Genomic DNA, 17,169 nt, shown 5'->3' on the forward strand with positions numbered 1-17,169 from the left:
CGCCGAACCCAACGCCGGACCAACAAGCAGGAGCAGCATCGTGACCGGACACACTTTCTCCACCGCCCGCGCCTCTGAAGAAGACACCGCTGGATTACCAGCAGATTTTCAGCCCAATGCGGACACTGTCCGAGTTGTTGTCGCCCCCGACGCTTTCAAGGGAACGACAAACGCACACCAAGCAGCAGAGTGGATCGCGGAAGGAATCCAGTCCATCATCATTGACTGTGACATTGAACACATCCCCATGGCAGATGGTGGCGAGGGGACCGCAGAGCTCTTCTCCGGCGAAATCATCACGCTGCCAACAACGGATGCGGCTGGGCGCCTCATCGAAGCCAGCTACACCTTTAACACCGCCGAAGCCACTGCTTATATTGACATCTCCGCTGCTACCGGTCTTCCTGCTGTCAAAGACACACCTGTCCCGCTGACTGGTGATACCTACGGCACAGGTGTCCTCATCGCTGACGCACAGTCGCGCGGGGCCTCCACCATCGTGCTGGGCCTGGGCGGTTCCGCAACGATTGACGGGGGAACCGGCATCCTCGTCGCACTTGGCGCAACCCCAATCGACGCGCAGGGTCGCCCTTTGAAACCCGGCGGCGGGAATCTGGGAGACTTGGCTGATTTTGATACCGCACACCTGAACATCCCAGCGGGTTCCGTGGATTGGGTGCTTTTATCCGACACGGAATTCCCTGCCACCGGCCCCCAAGGCGCAGCACGAGTCTTCGGCCCGCAGAAAGGCGCGTCCGACGAGGATGTTGAGAAAGTTGACGCCGCACTGGAGCACCTCTGCGAAGTCACCGGTGTAGATTCCCAGCAGCCGGGCTATGGCGCAGCGGGTGCTGTGCCAGTAGGGATCACGTGGCTTTCACAGATGCTGCACGGCAACACGGATCACGTGCACGTGTTGTCCGGCGCCCGCACCGTAGCTGCGGCGCACAACCTGCGGGAGAAAATTGGCAACGCCCACTTTGTGGTCACGGGTGAAGGCAGTTACGACGAGCAAAGCGTTAATGGCAAGGTCGTCTCAGTAGTGACAGAACTGGCTGCCGAGGCTGGCGCGACGCTGGCAGTGTGCGCTGGACGCTTTGATATTGAGGTCCCAGAAGGCGTTATCGCCGTGGATATCGGCCAGGACTTCGAGGATGTCCGGGCACAGCTGGTTCGCGCCGGAGCCCAGGCAGCAGTGGACTACCTCAATACCTCCACAACCCAGGGGTAAACCGCAGGCAGTTCAAAATCCATCTGGCGTTCCAATGCCACAGGATCACGTGGCAGGGTCGCCTTCGGGGTCAGCACACGGGACAGGCCCATTGCCAGCTGGTTCATAGAACTCGCGCCCTCGGCGGTGATGATATAGCGGGCAATCTTGGCGCCAGCGGAATTCTCTCCACGCTCTTCCTCATAAACCCGGCGCAGCTGAGCGTCGGTGTCAGGGGCGAGTTCCGGTGATTCGTCGATAAGCACGCCGCCATCTTCGAGCTTTCCGTGCTGGACAAGAATCTCTACTGCACGACTGAAAGCAGCACCGACAGCTTCCGCTGCGGACACGTCAGGGACGAGAACATCGAAGTGGATCCTAGGCATGAGCAAAGACTAGCGGATAACCTGAGAACCTATGACGCACCCGACGTTCCCCCTCCCCGCCGCCCGCGAGCCACTCACCGTCATGGCTGATGGGACAATTAAACAGCTCAACCCCTTCTCTGGAACCCAAGTGTGGACCGTCCCAGGGCGCGGCAATCGACCTTTGACTGCTACACACAAGGAGCCCCGCGCGCTGATAGATCAAGATTTCACAGCGGCGTGCAATTTCTGCTCCGACAACATGCTGGCCACTCCCCCGGAGAAATCCCGCATCATTTCCCGCGATGGTCACTGGGAGATTCTGCGAGACCTGATGCCACACGAGCTCCACGACACCGAACCGCTGTTTCGGCGTGTACCTAACTTGTTTGAGATTGTCTCCTACGACTACTGGGCCCAAAATTATGGCTTCAGCATGGACGAATCCCGCGCGGAGCACATGGAGCGCTACCTGGCGGATGAGGCGGGGCGCCGCCACGTGTTAAACATCGTGCGCACGCGTCTGAAAGCAGCAGGACACACCGAACCTTTCAGCGAAGCCGACCTTCTGAGCCATGTTCCCGCATATTTCGGTGGCGGACATGACGTAATCATCGCACGCCGGCACTACGTCGATGGCGCAACAGACAGCACACAGCTTGCGTCCTCCGGGAGCTTGAGCCCCGAAGAGCACCACGCTTTCATCACATTCACCATCGATTCGCTGCACGATCTCTACCAGCGCAACCGTTACGCACCGTACGTCTCCGTGTTCCAAAACTGGCTTGCTCCCGCCGGTGCTTCTTTTGAGCATCTGCACAAGCAGCTCGTTGCTATCGACGAGCACGGGGTCCAGGCCGAAATGGAAATAGCCAAACTGCGCGCCAACCCCAACATGTACAACGAATGGGGCATCAATTACGCCAGCCGCCACAACCTCATCATCGCGGAGAATGATTACGCGATCATGGCCGCTGGTGTTGGCCACCGCTACCCCACCATCAGTATCTATTCCAAGTCCGCAACATCGGAACCGTGGCTGCACAGCACTGATGAAGTCCGTGGCATGTCTGACCTTATCCATGCGGCACATGCGGCCACAGGGCCTCAGGTTGCGTGCAACGAGGAATGGCACCACAAACCCATTGACTTGGACATGCCCATGCCGTGGCGCATCAACATCAAGTGGCGTGTGTCCACCCTCGCTGGTTTTGAAGGCGGCACGCGTGTGTACGTGAACACCTTGTCCCCCTACGACATCCGCGACCGCACAGTCAGTGCTCTTTACAGCTTGCGCGATGCCGAAAAAATTGCCGACAACCTGCGCATTGCCACGGAGTGCTCGCCCGCACTCAACGTGCTGCGCTACAACCCGCTACTCAACCGCTAATACACTTCTGCACTAACAGAACACGAGCAATTTTTGAGGAGGCATCCCCGCTCATGACTGTTCAGCCGAACACCATCAAGGACATTCTGCAGAACTGCACTGTGGACCCCGTGTGGCAGCGCGAACTGTATGAAGAGCTTCACGCACACCCAGAGCTGTCCATGCAAGAATCCAACACGCATGCCCGAATTCTCATGGAGCTCGAGCGTTTTGACTGCCAGGTCATTGCGCCCATCGGCATCTACGGCATCGTCGCCGTTTTCCACAACGGCCCGCAAACCAATGGCAGTGCTGGCCCCACGGTGCTCTTCCGCGCAGACTTTGATGGACTGCCGGTCACTGAGACCACAGGTGCACCGTATGCCTCCACGGACACCGCCACTCGCCCAGATGGCACCGTCACTGGCCTTATGCACGCCTGTGGCCACGACATGCACGTCACCGCCCTGCTGAGCCTGTGCGACATCATGGACAACAACCGCGAACATTGGGCCGGCACCTTCGTCGCACTGTTCCAGCCCGGTGAGGAAATTGGACGGGGCGCCAGCGAGATGATCACTGATGGGCTAACGGAACGTATCCCCCGCCCCGACATCTGCCTAGGCCAACACGTCATGCCGGGCCGCGCCGGGCAGGTGCAAACTAAGCCCGGCCCCCAGTTTGCGGCCTGCGATTCCATCCGCATCCACATCCCCGGTCGCGGCGCTCACGGTTCCATGCCTCACGCAGCCATTGACCCCACGTACACCGCGGCCCACATTGTGCTTCGCCTCCAGGGCATTGTTGGCCGCGAGGTCAACCCGAAAGATTTCGCCGTGATCTCCGTTGGTCAGCTCAATGCGGGCACAACCAACAACATCATCCCCAGCCATGCAGAGCTGGTGCTCAACTGCCGTTTCTACAACGACGATGTGAAACACAAGGTCTACGCCGCTATCCAGCGCGTAGTCATCGCTGAGTGTGAGGCTTCCGGCATCCAGGAAGAACCCCACTTTGAGTATTTTGCACACGGCGAACTGCTGGACAATGACGTGGACGCTTTCCACACTGTCCGCACGACATTCGACGCAGTTTTTGGTACGGATTCTGTCGACGCAGAGCCATCGACAGTCTCCGAAGACTTTGCCAACATCCCACTCGCATTCGGCGTGCCCTACATTTTTTGGCTCATCGGATCCACGCCACGCACGGTGTGGGACAAAGCCGTAGCAGAGAACCGAGTCAACCTAGATGTACCGGTCAACCACATGCCCAGCTTCTTGCCGGAGTATGAGCCAACCGTCCACGCGGCAACTCATGCCGCCGCGGCAGCCGTGCTGACCTACCTAGCCACCAACTAGTGGGTACAGTGGCGAGCGTTAGAGACTCAACTATCTGAAGTCCAGAGGTATTTTTCAAACATGAATCTGCCAACCACCCCGTCCGAATTCACTGACACTGTCGGCGGCCACGTCCGTTCAGTCTCCGGCTCCGCTCCTGACACGTCTACCCCGAAGAAGTTCTGGACCGGTCTTTCCCTCGCGGCGATGGAGCAATTCGCCGACAACTGGGATGCCACCCGCGCCACCTACAAGGCAACACGCCAGCAGGCCTACTTCTCTGCCGAGTTCCTCATGGGTCGCGCGCTGCTGAACAACCTGACCAACCTGGGTCTTGTCGATGACGCCATCAAGGTCGCCGAGGAAAACGGCCAGAACTTCGTTGATGTCCTTGAGGCTGAGCACGATGCCGCGCTGGGTAATGGCGGTTTGGGCCGCCTCGCTGCCTGCTTCCTCGATTCCGCTGTCACGCAGGACTACCCGGTCACCGGCTACGGCTTGCTCTACCGCTACGGTCTGTTCCGCCAGGAGATCACCGACGGTTTTCAGAAGGAGCACCCGGATGCATGGAAGGAAAGCTTCTACCCCTTCATCGTCCGCCGTGGTACGCAGCAGCGCATTGTGAAGTTCGACGACATGCACGTCCGCGCCATCCCCTACGACATGCCCATCACTGGCTATGGCACGGATAACGTGGGCACGCTGCGTCTGTGGGATGCCTCCCCGATGAGCGAGTTCGACTACGACGCATTCAATTCCCAGCGCTTCTCCGATGCCATCCTCGAGCGCGAAGCCGTGCATGACCTCACGCGCGTGCTGTACCCGAATGACACCACCTACCAGGGCAAGGTGCTGCGCGTCCGCCAGCAGTACTTCTTCGTCTCCGCGTCGCTGCAGGAAATGATCGATAACTACATCGAGCACCACGGTAAGGATCTGCGTGGCTTCGCCGAGTACAACTCCGTGCAGCTCAATGACACTCACCCGGTGCTGGGCATTCCTGAACTCATGCGTTTGCTTCTCGACGAGCACGGGATGTCCTGGGAAGACGCCTGGGAGGTAACCACCAAGACCTTCGCGTACACCAACCACACGGTGCTGCAGGAAGCACTGGAAACCTGGGATGTGTCCATCTTCCAGCAGCTCTTCAAGCGCATCTGGGAAATCGTGGTGGAGATTGACCGCCGTTACCGCGAGGACATGGCATCCCACGGCTTGGAGCCGGACACGATCCACCACTACTCGCCGGTGCACGATGGCAAGGTCCACATGGCATGGATTGCCTGCTACGGCTCCTATTCCATCAACGGTGTCGCCGCGATCCACACGGACATTCTGAAGCGTGACACGCTGAATTTCTGGTACGAGCTCTACCCGCAGAAGTTCAACAACAAGACCAACGGTGTGACCCCACGCCGCTGGCTGCGTATGTGCAACCCACGCCTGTCTGAGCTGCTCGACCGCCTGGTCGGTTCCGATGAGTGGGTCACGGACATGGACCAGCTCAAGGAGCTGCGCCACTACGCCGACGATGATGCGGTGATGAAGGAGCTCAGCGACATCAAGGCGGCGAATAAGAAGGACTTTGCCGAGTGGGTGCGCATCCACGAAGGCGTTGACATTGATCCGGACTCCATCTACGACACGCAGATCAAGCGTCTCCACGAGTACAAGCGCCAGCTACTCAACGCCCTCTACATCCTTGACCTGTACTTCCGCATCAAGGATGGGGAAACGGATATTCCGAAGCGCACGTTCATCTTCGGCGCCAAGGCCGCGCCGGGCTACGTCCGCGCCAAAGCGATCATCAAACTGATCACCACCATCGGCGACCTGGTTAACAACGACCCGGAAACCTCCAAGTACATCCGCGTTGTGTTCATTGAGAACTACAACGTTTCCCCGGCTGAGCACATCATCCCTGCCACGGATGTCTCCGAGCAGATTTCCACCGCCGGCAAGGAAGCCTCGGGTACGTCCAATATGAAATTCATGATGAACGGCGCGCTCACCTTAGGCACGATGGATGGCGCGAATGTTGAGATCGTCGATTCCGTCGGTGAAGACAACGCCTACATCTTCGGTGCCCGCGAGGAAGAGCTGCCGGGGTTGAAGAAGACCTACAACCCGACTGAGGTCTACGAGAACAACCCCGCTATCAAGCGCGTGCTCGATGCGTTTATCGACGGCACGTTGGATGACAATCACACCGGCATGTTCTCCGATCTGCGTGATTCTTTGCTTATCGACGGTGGATGGAACACCCCGGACCCCTACTACGTCCTGGGTGACTTCGAGTCCTACAAGGAGACCCGCGACCGCATGGCCAAGGAGTACTACGCTGACCCGCTGCACTGGGCGCGCATGTGCTGGATCAATATCTGCGAATCTGGCCGCTTCTCCTCTGACCGCACGATCCGTGACTACGCAACTGAGGTGTGGCAGATCAAGCCGACCCCGATCAACTAGTGGCATTCATCTGTCATGATTCTGTGTGATGATCCTGCTCGTTGATAATCACGATTCCTACACATTCAACCTCGCCCACCTCGTCGCAGAGGTGAGCGGGGTTGAACCCCTTGTTGTGCCCGCGCACAAGGGGGCTGAGCTGCCGGACAGAGTCCGTGCCGGTGAATTCAGCCATGTAGTGATCTCCCCTGGCCCAGGCACACCCGAACGGGAAGAAGACTTCGGTGTATCCCGGCGCGTCATCGAAGCCGCCGCGGAAGCACACATTCCTCTCCTCGGTGTCTGCTTAGGCCATCAGGGCCTAGCCATGTTGGCAGGTGCACGCGTCACCCGTGCGCCCGAACCGCGCCATGGGTTCATCTCGCGTCTCACTCATTCCGACGAAGGGATCTTCGCGGGCATCCCACAAGACGTGGAAGTGGTGCGCTACCACTCCCTCCACGTGGAAGAGATCCCCGGTATCACGGTTCATGCCCGCAGCGAGGACGGCGTGATCCAAGCCTTCAAAGTGGATCACGCACCACACTGGGGTGTCCAGTTCCATCCGGAGTCCATCCTCACACAACATGGCGCTACCCTCATGCGCAACTTCCTCGGCGGGTGGCGCCTGACCCACCGTGAGATCCCTGGGGCGATTGATTGTCAGCGCGTGTTCAACGCAATCCGACAAGACGGCAACGACGCTTTCTTCCTGGATTCTGCTGATGCCCGGGGAAGTTTCTCCATTCTCGGGGATACTGCTGGCGATTTTTCCCGCTCCATCCGCTACTCGCTTAATGCCGACGGCGATGACATCCTCCAGATCCTCGACCAGGAATTGTCCACTCCGATCTTTGACGCACCCAATCTACCGTTCACCGGTGGTGTGATCGGCTACCTCGGTTACGAATGTGCCGAGTTAACTCTGCCTGTCACGCTCAGTCATTCCTCCCCGTACCCGGATGCTTACTTCGTCCGGCCACAGTCCTTCATCGTCTACGACCATAAGCGCGAAATCTCCCATCTCTGCTGTCTCACTGGCACAGACTCCCGTTTCCTCTTGGACCGGCTCGAGAGCGCCCTACAAAGCTCCAACAGTCCCCGTACCTCCAATCCTGCACACATTCAGCCCGGCTCATGGCGCACTCCGGATTATCTGAACCGCATCGAGGAAGCCCAGGAGCTCCTCCGCGCAGGTGAAAGCTACGAGATCTGCTTGACCGACACATACACCGCAGAGATTACTGGTGACATGCATGCGCCCCTCCGCGCACACAACCCAGCGCCTTATGCTGCCCACCTGATCTTCGACGGCATCGAAGTAGCAAGCGCTTCTCCTGAACGGTTCCTCACCGTGCGGGGCCGAAACGTGGAAGCCAAGCCCATCAAAGGCACAGTCGCGGTTGACGAGGATCCTGCACTCCTAAACAATGAGAAGACCCGTGCGGAAAACCTCATGATCGTGGATCTGGTGCGTAATGATCTTTCCCGCGTGTGCGAACCAGGCACCGTCACTGTCCCCGGCCTCATGCAAGTGGAAAGCTATGCCACTGTCCACCAGCTCGTCTCCATCATCACCGGTCGACTAAAAGCTGGCGCTACCGCCGTCGACGCGGTGCGGGCCACGTTCCCACCCGGCTCCATGACAGGCGCACCGAAACTACGCACCTGCGAGATCATCGACCGCCTAGAAACCGGCCCACGCGGTGTCTACTCCGGTGCGCTGGGTTATTTCGGCTACGACGGCCAAGCGGATCTCTCCGTGGTTATCCGCACCGCCGTGCGCACTGGTTCCACCGTGACAGTGGGTGCCGGCGGCGCAATCGTTCTCGCTTCTGATGCAGACGCAGAACTAGCGGAGCGTGACCTCAAAGCAGAGGCTGTCCTGGGCGCCTTCAACGACTAGTGGGAGCACGGCGCAACTCGCCTTCTACTTGTTCTTAGATAGGCAGACGTACGGAAGAAGTCCTTCGCACCGGAACTCTTGTGGGGCAGCGGACCCAAAAGCAATGCTCGACAAACCAAGCGCGAGTAAAGGCAGCTTGATAAGTGAGTTTGCAAAGCTCACCAGGTTGAAGTCTGAGGATAACTGTGGTGCTCCAGCCGCTGGTGGTTGCGCAGGTTCAGCAGTAGCGCTCGGGGCGTGGACAGTGACGGCCCCGAACGCGACGGTGCCTGCAAGGGCGAGAGCGGCGATACGTTGACGGGTCATTGTTTCCTCCTCATTGTTCAACAGAAGTCCTCACAACCCATCAATCGCTTAGATAGGCAAAAACGATACATCCCTCCACGATTTTCTCACTTCACCAGCGCGGACACTGTCCCCCATGAATATTTTCCTGTGAGATCATCGCTTAGATAGACACTGCTTGCCTACTTTTGGAGTCTTCGATGAGTAATTACGCTTGGCACGACGGCTTTGTGCCTCGTGATTTCCCACATGGCCCCTTCGATGTTGCGGATTCCTGGCGCCATTCATTCGGACGAACTAATGGGTTAGATCTGCATCTGAAACGCTTCATACACACGGCAGGTCCACTTCCGTTGGGCTTCGTGGATGAGATGCTCGCACTGCTTGAACAAGGCGAGCTCTTTCCCCGTATCGCTGCCACGTCGAACCTGCTACTGCTGGATATCCGCCCCGCCCCACCAGCACGCACGGAAACCCGTCTGACATATGTTTCTGCGCCGGACCCACGCGAACACCCTCTGGTCAAAGGGCCCGATTTTGGTGCGCTACGTGCTTATCGGTCACTCCATCAAGCGGACAATACCGATGACACGGTGATTACCGCACCCGATGGCTCGATGCTGGAAACCACCACTGGCGCTCTGGTGATGTGGGGCAACGACACTTTGTACGTCCCCGACGGCATCGGGCTGCCCAGTGTGACGCTGCATCAGGTAACAGCGCAGGCGGGTAGCAAGGGCATCAAAGTGGCACCGCGCCACATCACCCCGGAGCTTGCCACCGAACATCCTCTATGGTTTCTCAACTCACTGCACGGAATCAGTCCTGTCAGTGAGATTCACACCAGCACCGGGGTGATCAATCCCCCGCCTCACCCCAACTACGCGCAGTGGCGGGACTGGTGGTGGGACGGTTTCCTCTAAGAAGCCTTACGGCTTCTTAGAGCTTTTTCGGGTTACGCGTGTCCTCGCCCAACTGGTGCACGTGAATCATGTTCGTTGTGCCAGCAACACCCGGCGGGGTGCCGGCAACCACGACCATGGTATCGCCTTCCTTGTACTTCTCAATGGACAACAGCGACTTGTCCACCACGGCCATCATCTCGTCCGTGTCATCAACCTTCTGGCACAAGAACGTCTCCGCACCCCACGTCAACGCCAACTGTGAGCGCACCTCTTGACGCGGAGTGAAAACCAGCAACGGCAGATGGGAACGCAAGCGTGCCATACGTCGCGCTGTTTCACCGGAGTTGGTAAAGGCAACGAGGGCGCGAGAGTTAAGGCGCTCCGCAATATCGCGAGCGGAGTAAGAAATCACACCGCGCTTCGTACGTGGGATGTGGTTAAGCGGCGGAACGTTGCCCATGGACTCCGCTACACGCACGATGCGGTCCATGGTTTGTACCACGTTGCGTGGATCCACACCGATAGATGTCTCACCGGAGAGCATCACTGCATCCGTGCCATCTAGCACAGCGTTAGCTACATCAGATGCCTCCGCACGCGTTGGGCGAGAGTTCTCAATCATAGAGTCAAGCATCTGCGTTGCCACGATCACCGGCTTCGCGTTCTCACGCGCAATCTGGATGACACGTTTTTGCACCAGCGGCACCTGTTCCAGCGCAATTTCGACACCCAGATCACCACGCGCAACCATCACCGCGTCGAAAGCCAGGATGATCGATTCAAGCGCATCAACTGCTTCCGGCTTCTCCAGCTTCGCAATTACGGGCACGCGGCGGCCAACCTCATCCATGATCTCGTGAACAAGATCCACATCAGAAGGCGAACGCACGAAAGATAGAGCGATGAAATCCACACCGAGCTTCAATGCGAAACGCAAGTCTGCCTTGTCCTTTTCAGACAAAGCCGGCACCGAAATATTCATGCCCGGTAGGGAAACACCCTTGTTGTTGGACACCGGGCCACCCTCGACGACCTTGCACACAACATCGTTGCCTTCAACGGCGGTGCACACGAGCGCCACCTTGCCATCATCGACCAGCAAGCGGTCGCCCGGCTGAGCGTCTTCCGCAAGCTGCTTGTATGTGGTGGATACCCGGTCATGTGTGCCCACAACATCATCGACGGTGATGCGAATTTCCTCGCCGGTCCCCCAGTACGTCGTTCCATCGCCTTCGAAGCGGCCGAGACGAATTTTCGGGCCCTGCAGATCAGCGAGGATACCTACCGCCTTACCAGTTTCATCGGTGGCTTCGCGCACCCACTTGTAGTTTTGTTCGTGGTCCGGGTAGTCACCATGGGAAAAGTTCAGGCGGGCGACATCCATGCCGTCACGCACAAGGCCAAGAATTGCATCTTTGCTGGCCACAGCAGGTCCGAGAGTACAAACAATCTTGGTGCGTCTGTCCACTGTCATCCACTTCTTCTTATCTGCGCGAGGGATCTGATACCTCGCCTACGCTACCGAAACTAAACGGGTTTCGCTCTATGGCATTTTAGGCTTCTCAGCGTCGGATTGTTCCTCCGCATCACCACTGTCTACATCCGCTTCTTCATTCATTGCTGCCGGAACGCTCTGCTTAGATTTCATCCATACGAAAACGATCGTGGCAACGAGGAAGATGACGGTCGAAACAACCAAGTTGACGCGCAGCCCAAAGATGAGGTTTGCAGCATCCGCACGCATGAATTCCATAAAGATACGGCCCAAGGCGTAGGACGCGACGTAGAGCACGAAGACGCGTCCATTGCCCAGGCGGAACTTCTTCTCCGCCCAGAGCAGGAAGCAAAAGACGGACAGGTTCCAGATCATCTCGTACAAGAACGTGGGGTGAACGCTCGCAATAACTTCCCCCGTTGACCTACCGGTTAGCGGCGCGAAGGCACCAGTTTCATCCACGCGGTAATAAATATCCAACGCCCACGGCACATCGGTGGGCCGCCCATAGAGCTCCTGGTTGAAGTAATTACCCAAACGGCCAATGGCCTGCGCCAAGATGATGCCCGGGGCCACAGCATCCGCAAAGGGCACGAGTGGAACCTTCTTGAATTTAAACAAAGCCCACACTGCCAACGTACCCAGCGTCACGGCCCCCATGATGCCCAGACCACCGGCGGAGAAGTTGAAGATCTGCTTCCAGTCCTTGCCAGGCCCGAAGTAGCTGTCATAGTCCGTGATCACGTGATAGGTACGACCGCCAATAATTCCAGCGGGGATTGCCACAATCGCCGCATCCCACACGGTGTCCGGATTACCACCGCGCGCCTTGTAGCGTCTCAGCGTCAACACCATGGCCACGATGATGCCTGTAATGATGCACAGCGCATACGCGCGAATAGGCACCGGACCTAAGTACCAGACGCCCTGCGGGGGTGAGGGGATGTTGGCAAGGATCTGCGTATTCACGCCCAATAGTGTGCCACGCTAGCCTCCCCAGCGCGAAGGACAGGCCGGGTGTTGTCCAGCTGCCACGAGTTTGCGTGTCGCTGCTGTGACGTCATTACTGTTCATCACTGCCTCACCGGCAATGACAGCATCAGCCCCGGTTGAGGCAGCTGCCATGAGATCACGTGCGTTGCGCACACCACCCAAACTGATGCGCACCACGCTTTCCGGCAAGCCAGGCTCAATATCGCTGAAGGCCTGACGGTTGACCTCGTTTGTATCAAAGGTCCACGAGTTCACACCGATCACCGTCGCACCCGCGGCAAGGGCACGGTCCGCTTCCTCCGGTGTGCGCACCTCAGCCATACCCACCATGCCCAAGGATTCCACGCGATCCAAAAGGCTTTCCAGCCGTGCTTGTTCTAAAAGCCCGACTTGCAGTGGCACCATATCGGCGCCATAGCAGCGGGCTTCGTGGATTTGATAGGGGTCAACGATGACGTCACGGCACACCATGGGCAAACTCGTGGCCCGGCGGGCTTCTTGCATGTCCTGCAAGGAGCCGTCGAAACGCAATCGCTCAGTCTGGCAGGCAATGAGTGCTGCTCCCCCAGATTCAATTTCAGCGGCGAGTGCGCCCACGGACTGCGCTGTATGCGTCACATGGGTAGGGCCGAAGACCGGGGATGTGCGTTTGATTTCTACGATCACGCCACAACCAGGCCTGAGTAAAGCGGCAAGTGCATCGCGGTTATCAGACAAACTGCGCGAGCGAGCTTTAATCTCCTGGAAAGGAATCACCGCCTCACGGGCGGCAACGCCCGCGAGTACACCGGCGACAACGGGATTTTCGCTCGCCGGTATGACAACCTGTTGATTGCCCTGCACCGCGGTCATATCTTCAGAGAGTATCCGTTCGTGGTGGTGGGAACGAAATCAGGTGTGGCGGTTATCTTCCGTGGGATCGATGTCCGCATCGATGGCATCCCACAAAACTCGGCCTGATTGGGGTTCTGCTTCGAGGTCCTGCTCGATCTTTTCTTTGCGCTGAGAGGACTTCTCGTATTTGCTCATCGTCGCAGCATCTTGCCCTGGACGCACTGCCAGAATCAGGCCACCCACAACAGCGATGAGCGCTCCCACCACTGCAAGCACAGGTGGTACAACAGCGGTGTTCACCGCGGTGATGTCAGCCCAGGAGGTGATAGTGGCGTCACTGTCTTCAATGTCATACAGCAGCAGGGCGGATACCCGTTCTGGGTCTGGTGTGCCCAGCAACAAACCCAACGGCGCGACTGTCACAGCAGCTGCCGCGACTGCGCCCACTGCGCCCACGATGCGCCTCCCCCAGCGGCGCAGTGCCAAGCCCGCGATGGTTGCGGCAAGCAGCACCAAGACCACTGCAGTGACTTCAGTGGACCATTCCGCGCCATTAATCGGTGCAGATCCGTCACCAGTACGGTCGTCGGCATAATCTGCGGTCAACCATGTCATGCGGGACGCTAGCCAAAGTACGAGCCCGCCAAGCCCCATCAACAATGCGCCAATTTTGTTCATTACTGCTCCAACAGCACATCAGCATCAAAACACGTGCGGTCGCCTGTATGGCACGCGCCGCCGGTCTGACGGACCACCATCAACAGCGTATCCCCATCGCAGTCAAGCTTGACTTCAAGGACTTCTTGCACGTTTCCGCTAGTCATGCCTTTAATCCAGTATTCAGAACGGGAGCGGGAAAAGTATGTGCCCTGGCGTGTGGCCAAGGTGTAGGCAAGAGCACGCTCATCCATCCAGGCCATCATCAGTACTTCCCCAGAATCCGCCTGCACAATGGTGGGAACCAATCCCGCTTCATTAAATCGGATGCGGTCTTTCACCTGGGGGTCGAGGACTGCTTCTTCAGGTTTCACGGGCGTACCTCATACCCAGCCTGAGCTAAGCTCTGCTTCACCTCAGCAATGGATACCTCACCGAAGTGGAAAATGGATGCAGCTAACACAGCATCAGCACCTGCTTCGACAGCCGGTGGGAAATGCTCAGCCTTCCCAGCGCCGCCAGAAGCGATGATGGGAATCGACACCGCTTCGCGCACGCGCTCGATCAGCTCGATGTCGAAGCCTTCCTTCGTGCCGTCACCGTCCATGGAGTTGAGCAGGATCTCCCCCACGCCCAGCTTCTCACCAGTCTTGGCCCACTCAATCGCATCAAGACCCGCCGAGCGGGTACCACCATGCGTGGTCACTTCAAATCCATCCCCGGCGCGACGTGCATCCACAGACAAGACGATGCACTGGGCACCGAATTCACGCGAAAGCTCCGAGAGAAGCTCCGGCCGTGCGATGGCAGCGGTGTTCACAGACACCTTGTCAGCACCGGCGCGCAGCAGTTCACGGACATCCTCCGCGCTACGAACCCCACCGCCAACGGTCAAAGGAATGAACACTTGCTCAGCGGTACGACGCACCACATCCAGCATGGTGCCCCGGCCTTCCTTCGAGGCACTCACGTCCAGGAAAGTCAGCTCATCTGCCCCTTGCTCGCCGTAGAGCTTGGCTAGTTCCACTGGGTCACCTGCATCGCGCAGGTTTTCAAAGTTCACTCCCTTGACCACTCGGCCGTTGTCTACGTCCAAACATGGGATGACTCGTGTGGCTACGGTCATGGGGCCTCCTACTCGTCGTCAAGCAATGCTTTTAATCGTACGCAGTACGGATTCATGAACATCCGGAGACCCTGCGATGACGCCCAAAGAGCCGAGCTCCCACTCATTGCCGTCAATATCCGTGACCACCGCTCCGGCACTACGCGCAAGCAGCACTCCCGCGGCATTATCCCACGGGTGCGGTGAGAAACTCACGGCAGCTTCATACACACCCTGGGCAACAAACGCGAGGTCAATACCCACAGAGCCGCTAATACGCGGGCGCATATTCGCGTACTCCAACGCCTTGATCAACCGCAAGCGACTATCCGGGGGGATCCTGCTTCCCTCATCGGACCCCACGGCCCCAACGCCCACTTGGTTGGATACGTGCGCCGCCATGTTCACGGGCGGCAACAGCTCCCCGTTGAGGTGTACTCCAGAGCCGTGATGTGCAGTCAACCGCATGTTCAACAGCGGAATATCGGTGACAGCGACCACCGGCTGTTTGTCCACCACGAGGGAGATGAGAATCGCACAGCTGGGGTTGCCTGATGCGTAGTTCGCAGTGCCATCGATGGGATCAACAACCCAGCTCGCGTCATTGCGCAGGACACCGCCTTCTTCCTCCCCCAGGACAGGAATACCGGTGGCCGCGATCAGCTGATCACGAAGCATCTCCTCAATGTGAAGATCCATCTCCGTAGCAAAATCACCGCTCTTTTTGTACAAAGCGGGCAGGCTACCTAGGCCGTCGACGAACATCCGGCGGGCTTCGTCGGCGGCTTCCTCAGCGATGCGAAGGTACTCGCGTATTTCGTCTTTGGCCATTGGTGCCCTACTTGCCTCTTGCGGCCCGGAGAGCCTCAGGCAGGGTGAAACGGTTCTCGTACAAGGCTTTACCCACGATGACGCTGTCAATGCCTTCGTCTGCATAGCGGGCAATCTCAGCGATGTCCTCGAGAGTGGACACGCCACCCGATGCCGTCACAACCGCATCTGTTGCCGCAGAGACATCACGCAACAATTCAACGTTGGGCCCGGACAGGGTGCCATCCTTGCTCACATCGGTGACCACGAAGCGGGAGCATCCAGCTGCGTCGAAGAACTCCAACACCTCCCACAGGTCACCGCCATCAGATGTCCAGCCACGGCCCTTCGTCCGCCACTGGCCGTTTTCCTCGCGCACAGCAATATCAATTGCAATCGCGTCGCCATGGCGGGAAATGACGTCCTTGGCCCACTCCGGATTCTCTAGCGCAGCAGTACCAATGTTCACGCGCCTCGCACCGGTACCCAGTGCACGGGCCAGGCTGTCATCATCACGAATGCCACCGGTCAACTCAACGTTGATGCTTAGCTCACGGGTGATCTCCGCCATGAGTTCATGGTTCGATCCACGCCCGAAGGCGGCATCCAGATCGACGAAGTGCAGCCACTCCGCACCGTCGGCCTGCCACTTAAGTGCTGCTTCAAGCGGCTCCCCGTAGGACTTTTCTGTGCCCGCTTCCCCCTGGTCAAGCCGAACAGCCTTGCCGTCTACAACATCGACAGCGGGAAGCACAGTGAACAAACCAGAGTTTTCCATATCCGCATTCTATGGGGTCTGGTCTACCTGAGTGAATCGACCCAGTTCTTCAGTAGCTGCAGGCCTGCGTCGCTCGATTTTTCCGGGTGGAATTGTGTTGCCCACAAGGGCCCATTTTCTACGGCTGCGACAAAACGGGAGTTGCCGTGCTGCGACCAGGATACTTTCGGCGCTGCGATGAACTCGTCCTCTTCCATCTCCCAGTGTTGCACGCCGTAAGAGTGGACGAAATAAAAGCGCGTTTCTCCATCCAGCCCCGCAAACATCTGCGATTCAGAGGCGATGTCTACAGTGTTCCAACCCATGTGCGGGAGAACAGGGGCATCAAGCTTTTCCACGACCCCCGGCCACTGCCCACACCCCTCCGTATCAATGCCGTGTTCCACTCCACGATCAAACATGACCTGCAGCCCCACGCAGATCCCCAACACCGGGCGGTCACCAGCCAAACGTTGACCAATGATGCGGGGGCCTGCCACCTCACGTAATCCGCGCATGCACGCATCAAAAGCGCCTACACCGGGGACAACTAAGCCGTCAGCTTCCACCGCCACCATCGGGTCGCGGGTGACAACAACATCACCACCGACGTGCTCCAAAGCACGCTGAGCGGAACGGAGGTTACCTGCGCCGTAATCAAGCAGCGCCACGACTGAACTCATAAACGTG

General features: G+C 58.3%; 17 protein-coding genes. 6 read left to right on the plus strand and 11 right to left on the minus strand.

Going from position 1 to position 17,169, the window contains the following annotated elements; translation table 11 throughout:
- The first annotated feature begins 40 nt into the window (after positions 1–40).
- Complete coding sequence (locus HMPREF2129_RS00710; RefSeq protein WP_232218061.1) at positions 41–1,231, plus strand: glycerate kinase; 1,191 nt, start codon at positions 41–43, stop codon at positions 1,229–1,231.
- Here the strand turns inward: HMPREF2129_RS00710 and HMPREF2129_RS00715 are convergent.
- Entirely contained in the window at positions 1,201–1,596 is a 396-nt protein-coding gene (locus tag HMPREF2129_RS00715; protein ID WP_034661736.1) for a hypothetical protein, read from the minus strand. The genes HMPREF2129_RS00710 and HMPREF2129_RS00715 overlap by 31 nt on opposite strands.
- 31 nt (positions 1,597–1,627) lie before the next feature.
- On the opposite strand from HMPREF2129_RS00715, the gene HMPREF2129_RS00720 reads away from it, so the two are divergent.
- The 4 genes from HMPREF2129_RS00720 to HMPREF2129_RS00735 are packed head-to-tail and all read left to right on the plus strand — an operon-like array spanning position 1,628 to position 8,638.
- Entirely contained in the window at positions 1,628–2,965 is a 1,338-nt protein-coding gene (locus tag HMPREF2129_RS00720; RefSeq protein ID WP_034661738.1) for a DUF4921 family protein, read from the plus strand.
- 53 nt (positions 2,966–3,018) lie between these two features.
- The gene (locus HMPREF2129_RS00725) at positions 3,019–4,305 is read left to right on the plus strand and encodes an amidohydrolase (protein WP_034661742.1); all 1,287 of its coding nucleotides are present in this window, start codon (positions 3,019–3,021) and stop codon (positions 4,303–4,305) included.
- Positions 4,306–4,365: 60 nt separating this feature from the next.
- Positions 4,366–6,753, plus strand: a complete 2,388-nt coding sequence (locus HMPREF2129_RS00730; RefSeq protein WP_034661745.1) for a glycogen/starch/alpha-glucan phosphorylase — start codon at positions 4,366–4,368, stop codon at positions 6,751–6,753.
- A 28-nt stretch (positions 6,754–6,781) separates the two neighbouring features.
- Positions 6,782–8,638 (plus strand): chorismate-binding protein, encoded by a 1,857-nt coding sequence (locus HMPREF2129_RS00735; protein ID WP_034661747.1) that lies wholly within the window; start codon positions 6,782–6,784, stop codon positions 8,636–8,638.
- A gap of 24 nt (positions 8,639–8,662) precedes the next feature.
- Here the strand turns inward: HMPREF2129_RS00735 and HMPREF2129_RS10945 are convergent, their stop codons facing one another.
- Positions 8,663–8,944 carry a hypothetical protein gene (locus HMPREF2129_RS10945; protein WP_150385879.1) on the minus strand — a complete coding sequence of 94 codons (282 nt, stop codon included), beginning with the start codon at positions 8,942–8,944 and terminating at the stop codon, positions 8,663–8,665.
- Between the two features lie 179 nt (positions 8,945–9,123).
- Between HMPREF2129_RS10945 and HMPREF2129_RS00740 the strand changes: the two genes are divergently transcribed.
- Positions 9,124–9,846: an aminotransferase class IV gene (locus tag HMPREF2129_RS00740; protein ID WP_034661750.1), complete on the plus strand. Its 723-nt coding sequence runs from the start codon at positions 9,124–9,126 to the stop codon at positions 9,844–9,846.
- Positions 9,847–9,862: 16 nt separating this feature from the next.
- Here the strand turns inward: HMPREF2129_RS00740 and pyk are convergent, their stop codons facing one another.
- The 9 genes from pyk to hisH form a co-directional block, all read right to left on the minus strand.
- A complete protein-coding gene (pyk, locus tag HMPREF2129_RS00745) occupies positions 9,863–11,302 on the minus strand; it encodes a pyruvate kinase (RefSeq protein WP_034661751.1) in 1,440 nt (479 codons plus the stop codon).
- A gap of 69 nt (positions 11,303–11,371) precedes the next feature.
- Positions 11,372–12,292, minus strand: coding sequence for a prolipoprotein diacylglyceryl transferase (gene lgt, locus HMPREF2129_RS00750; RefSeq protein ID WP_034661754.1), 921 nt, complete (start codon positions 12,290–12,292; stop codon positions 11,372–11,374).
- Positions 12,293–12,310: 18 nt separating this feature from the next.
- A complete protein-coding gene (locus HMPREF2129_RS00755; RefSeq protein WP_052092470.1) occupies positions 12,311–13,168 on the minus strand; it encodes an indole-3-glycerol phosphate synthase TrpC in 858 nt (285 codons plus the stop codon).
- Between the two features lie 39 nt (positions 13,169–13,207).
- Positions 13,208–13,828 (minus strand): TIGR02234 family membrane protein, encoded by a 621-nt coding sequence (locus HMPREF2129_RS00760; RefSeq protein WP_034661757.1) that lies wholly within the window; start codon positions 13,826–13,828, stop codon positions 13,208–13,210.
- Positions 13,828–14,181: a phosphoribosyl-AMP cyclohydrolase gene (hisI, locus tag HMPREF2129_RS00765; protein WP_034661759.1), complete on the minus strand. Its 354-nt coding sequence runs from the start codon at positions 14,179–14,181 to the stop codon at positions 13,828–13,830. Before hisI ends, HMPREF2129_RS00760 begins: the two co-directional genes overlap by 1 nt.
- The gene (hisF, locus tag HMPREF2129_RS00770; RefSeq protein WP_034661762.1) at positions 14,178–14,933 is read right to left on the minus strand and encodes an imidazole glycerol phosphate synthase subunit HisF; all 756 of its coding nucleotides are present in this window, start codon (positions 14,931–14,933) and stop codon (positions 14,178–14,180) included. The genes hisI and hisF overlap by 4 nt, the downstream gene beginning before the upstream one ends.
- An 18-nt stretch (positions 14,934–14,951) precedes the next feature.
- Positions 14,952–15,743: an inositol monophosphatase family protein gene (locus HMPREF2129_RS00775; RefSeq protein ID WP_034661765.1), complete on the minus strand. Its 792-nt coding sequence runs from the start codon at positions 15,741–15,743 to the stop codon at positions 14,952–14,954.
- 7 nt (positions 15,744–15,750) lie between these two features.
- Complete coding sequence (priA, locus tag HMPREF2129_RS00780) at positions 15,751–16,500, minus strand: bifunctional 1-(5-phosphoribosyl)-5-((5-phosphoribosylamino)methylideneamino)imidazole-4-carboxamide isomerase/phosphoribosylanthranilate isomerase PriA (protein ID WP_034661767.1); 750 nt, start codon at positions 16,498–16,500, stop codon at positions 15,751–15,753.
- Between the two features lie 23 nt (positions 16,501–16,523).
- The gene (gene hisH, locus HMPREF2129_RS00785) at positions 16,524–17,162 is read right to left on the minus strand and encodes an imidazole glycerol phosphate synthase subunit HisH (protein WP_034661769.1); all 639 of its coding nucleotides are present in this window, start codon (positions 17,160–17,162) and stop codon (positions 16,524–16,526) included.
- Between the last annotated feature and the right edge of the window lie 7 nt (positions 17,163–17,169).

This window comes from Corynebacterium tuscaniense DNF00037, assembly GCF_000759055.1.
GTDB classification, from domain to species: Bacteria; Actinomycetota; Actinomycetes; order Mycobacteriales; family Mycobacteriaceae; genus Corynebacterium; species Corynebacterium tuscaniense.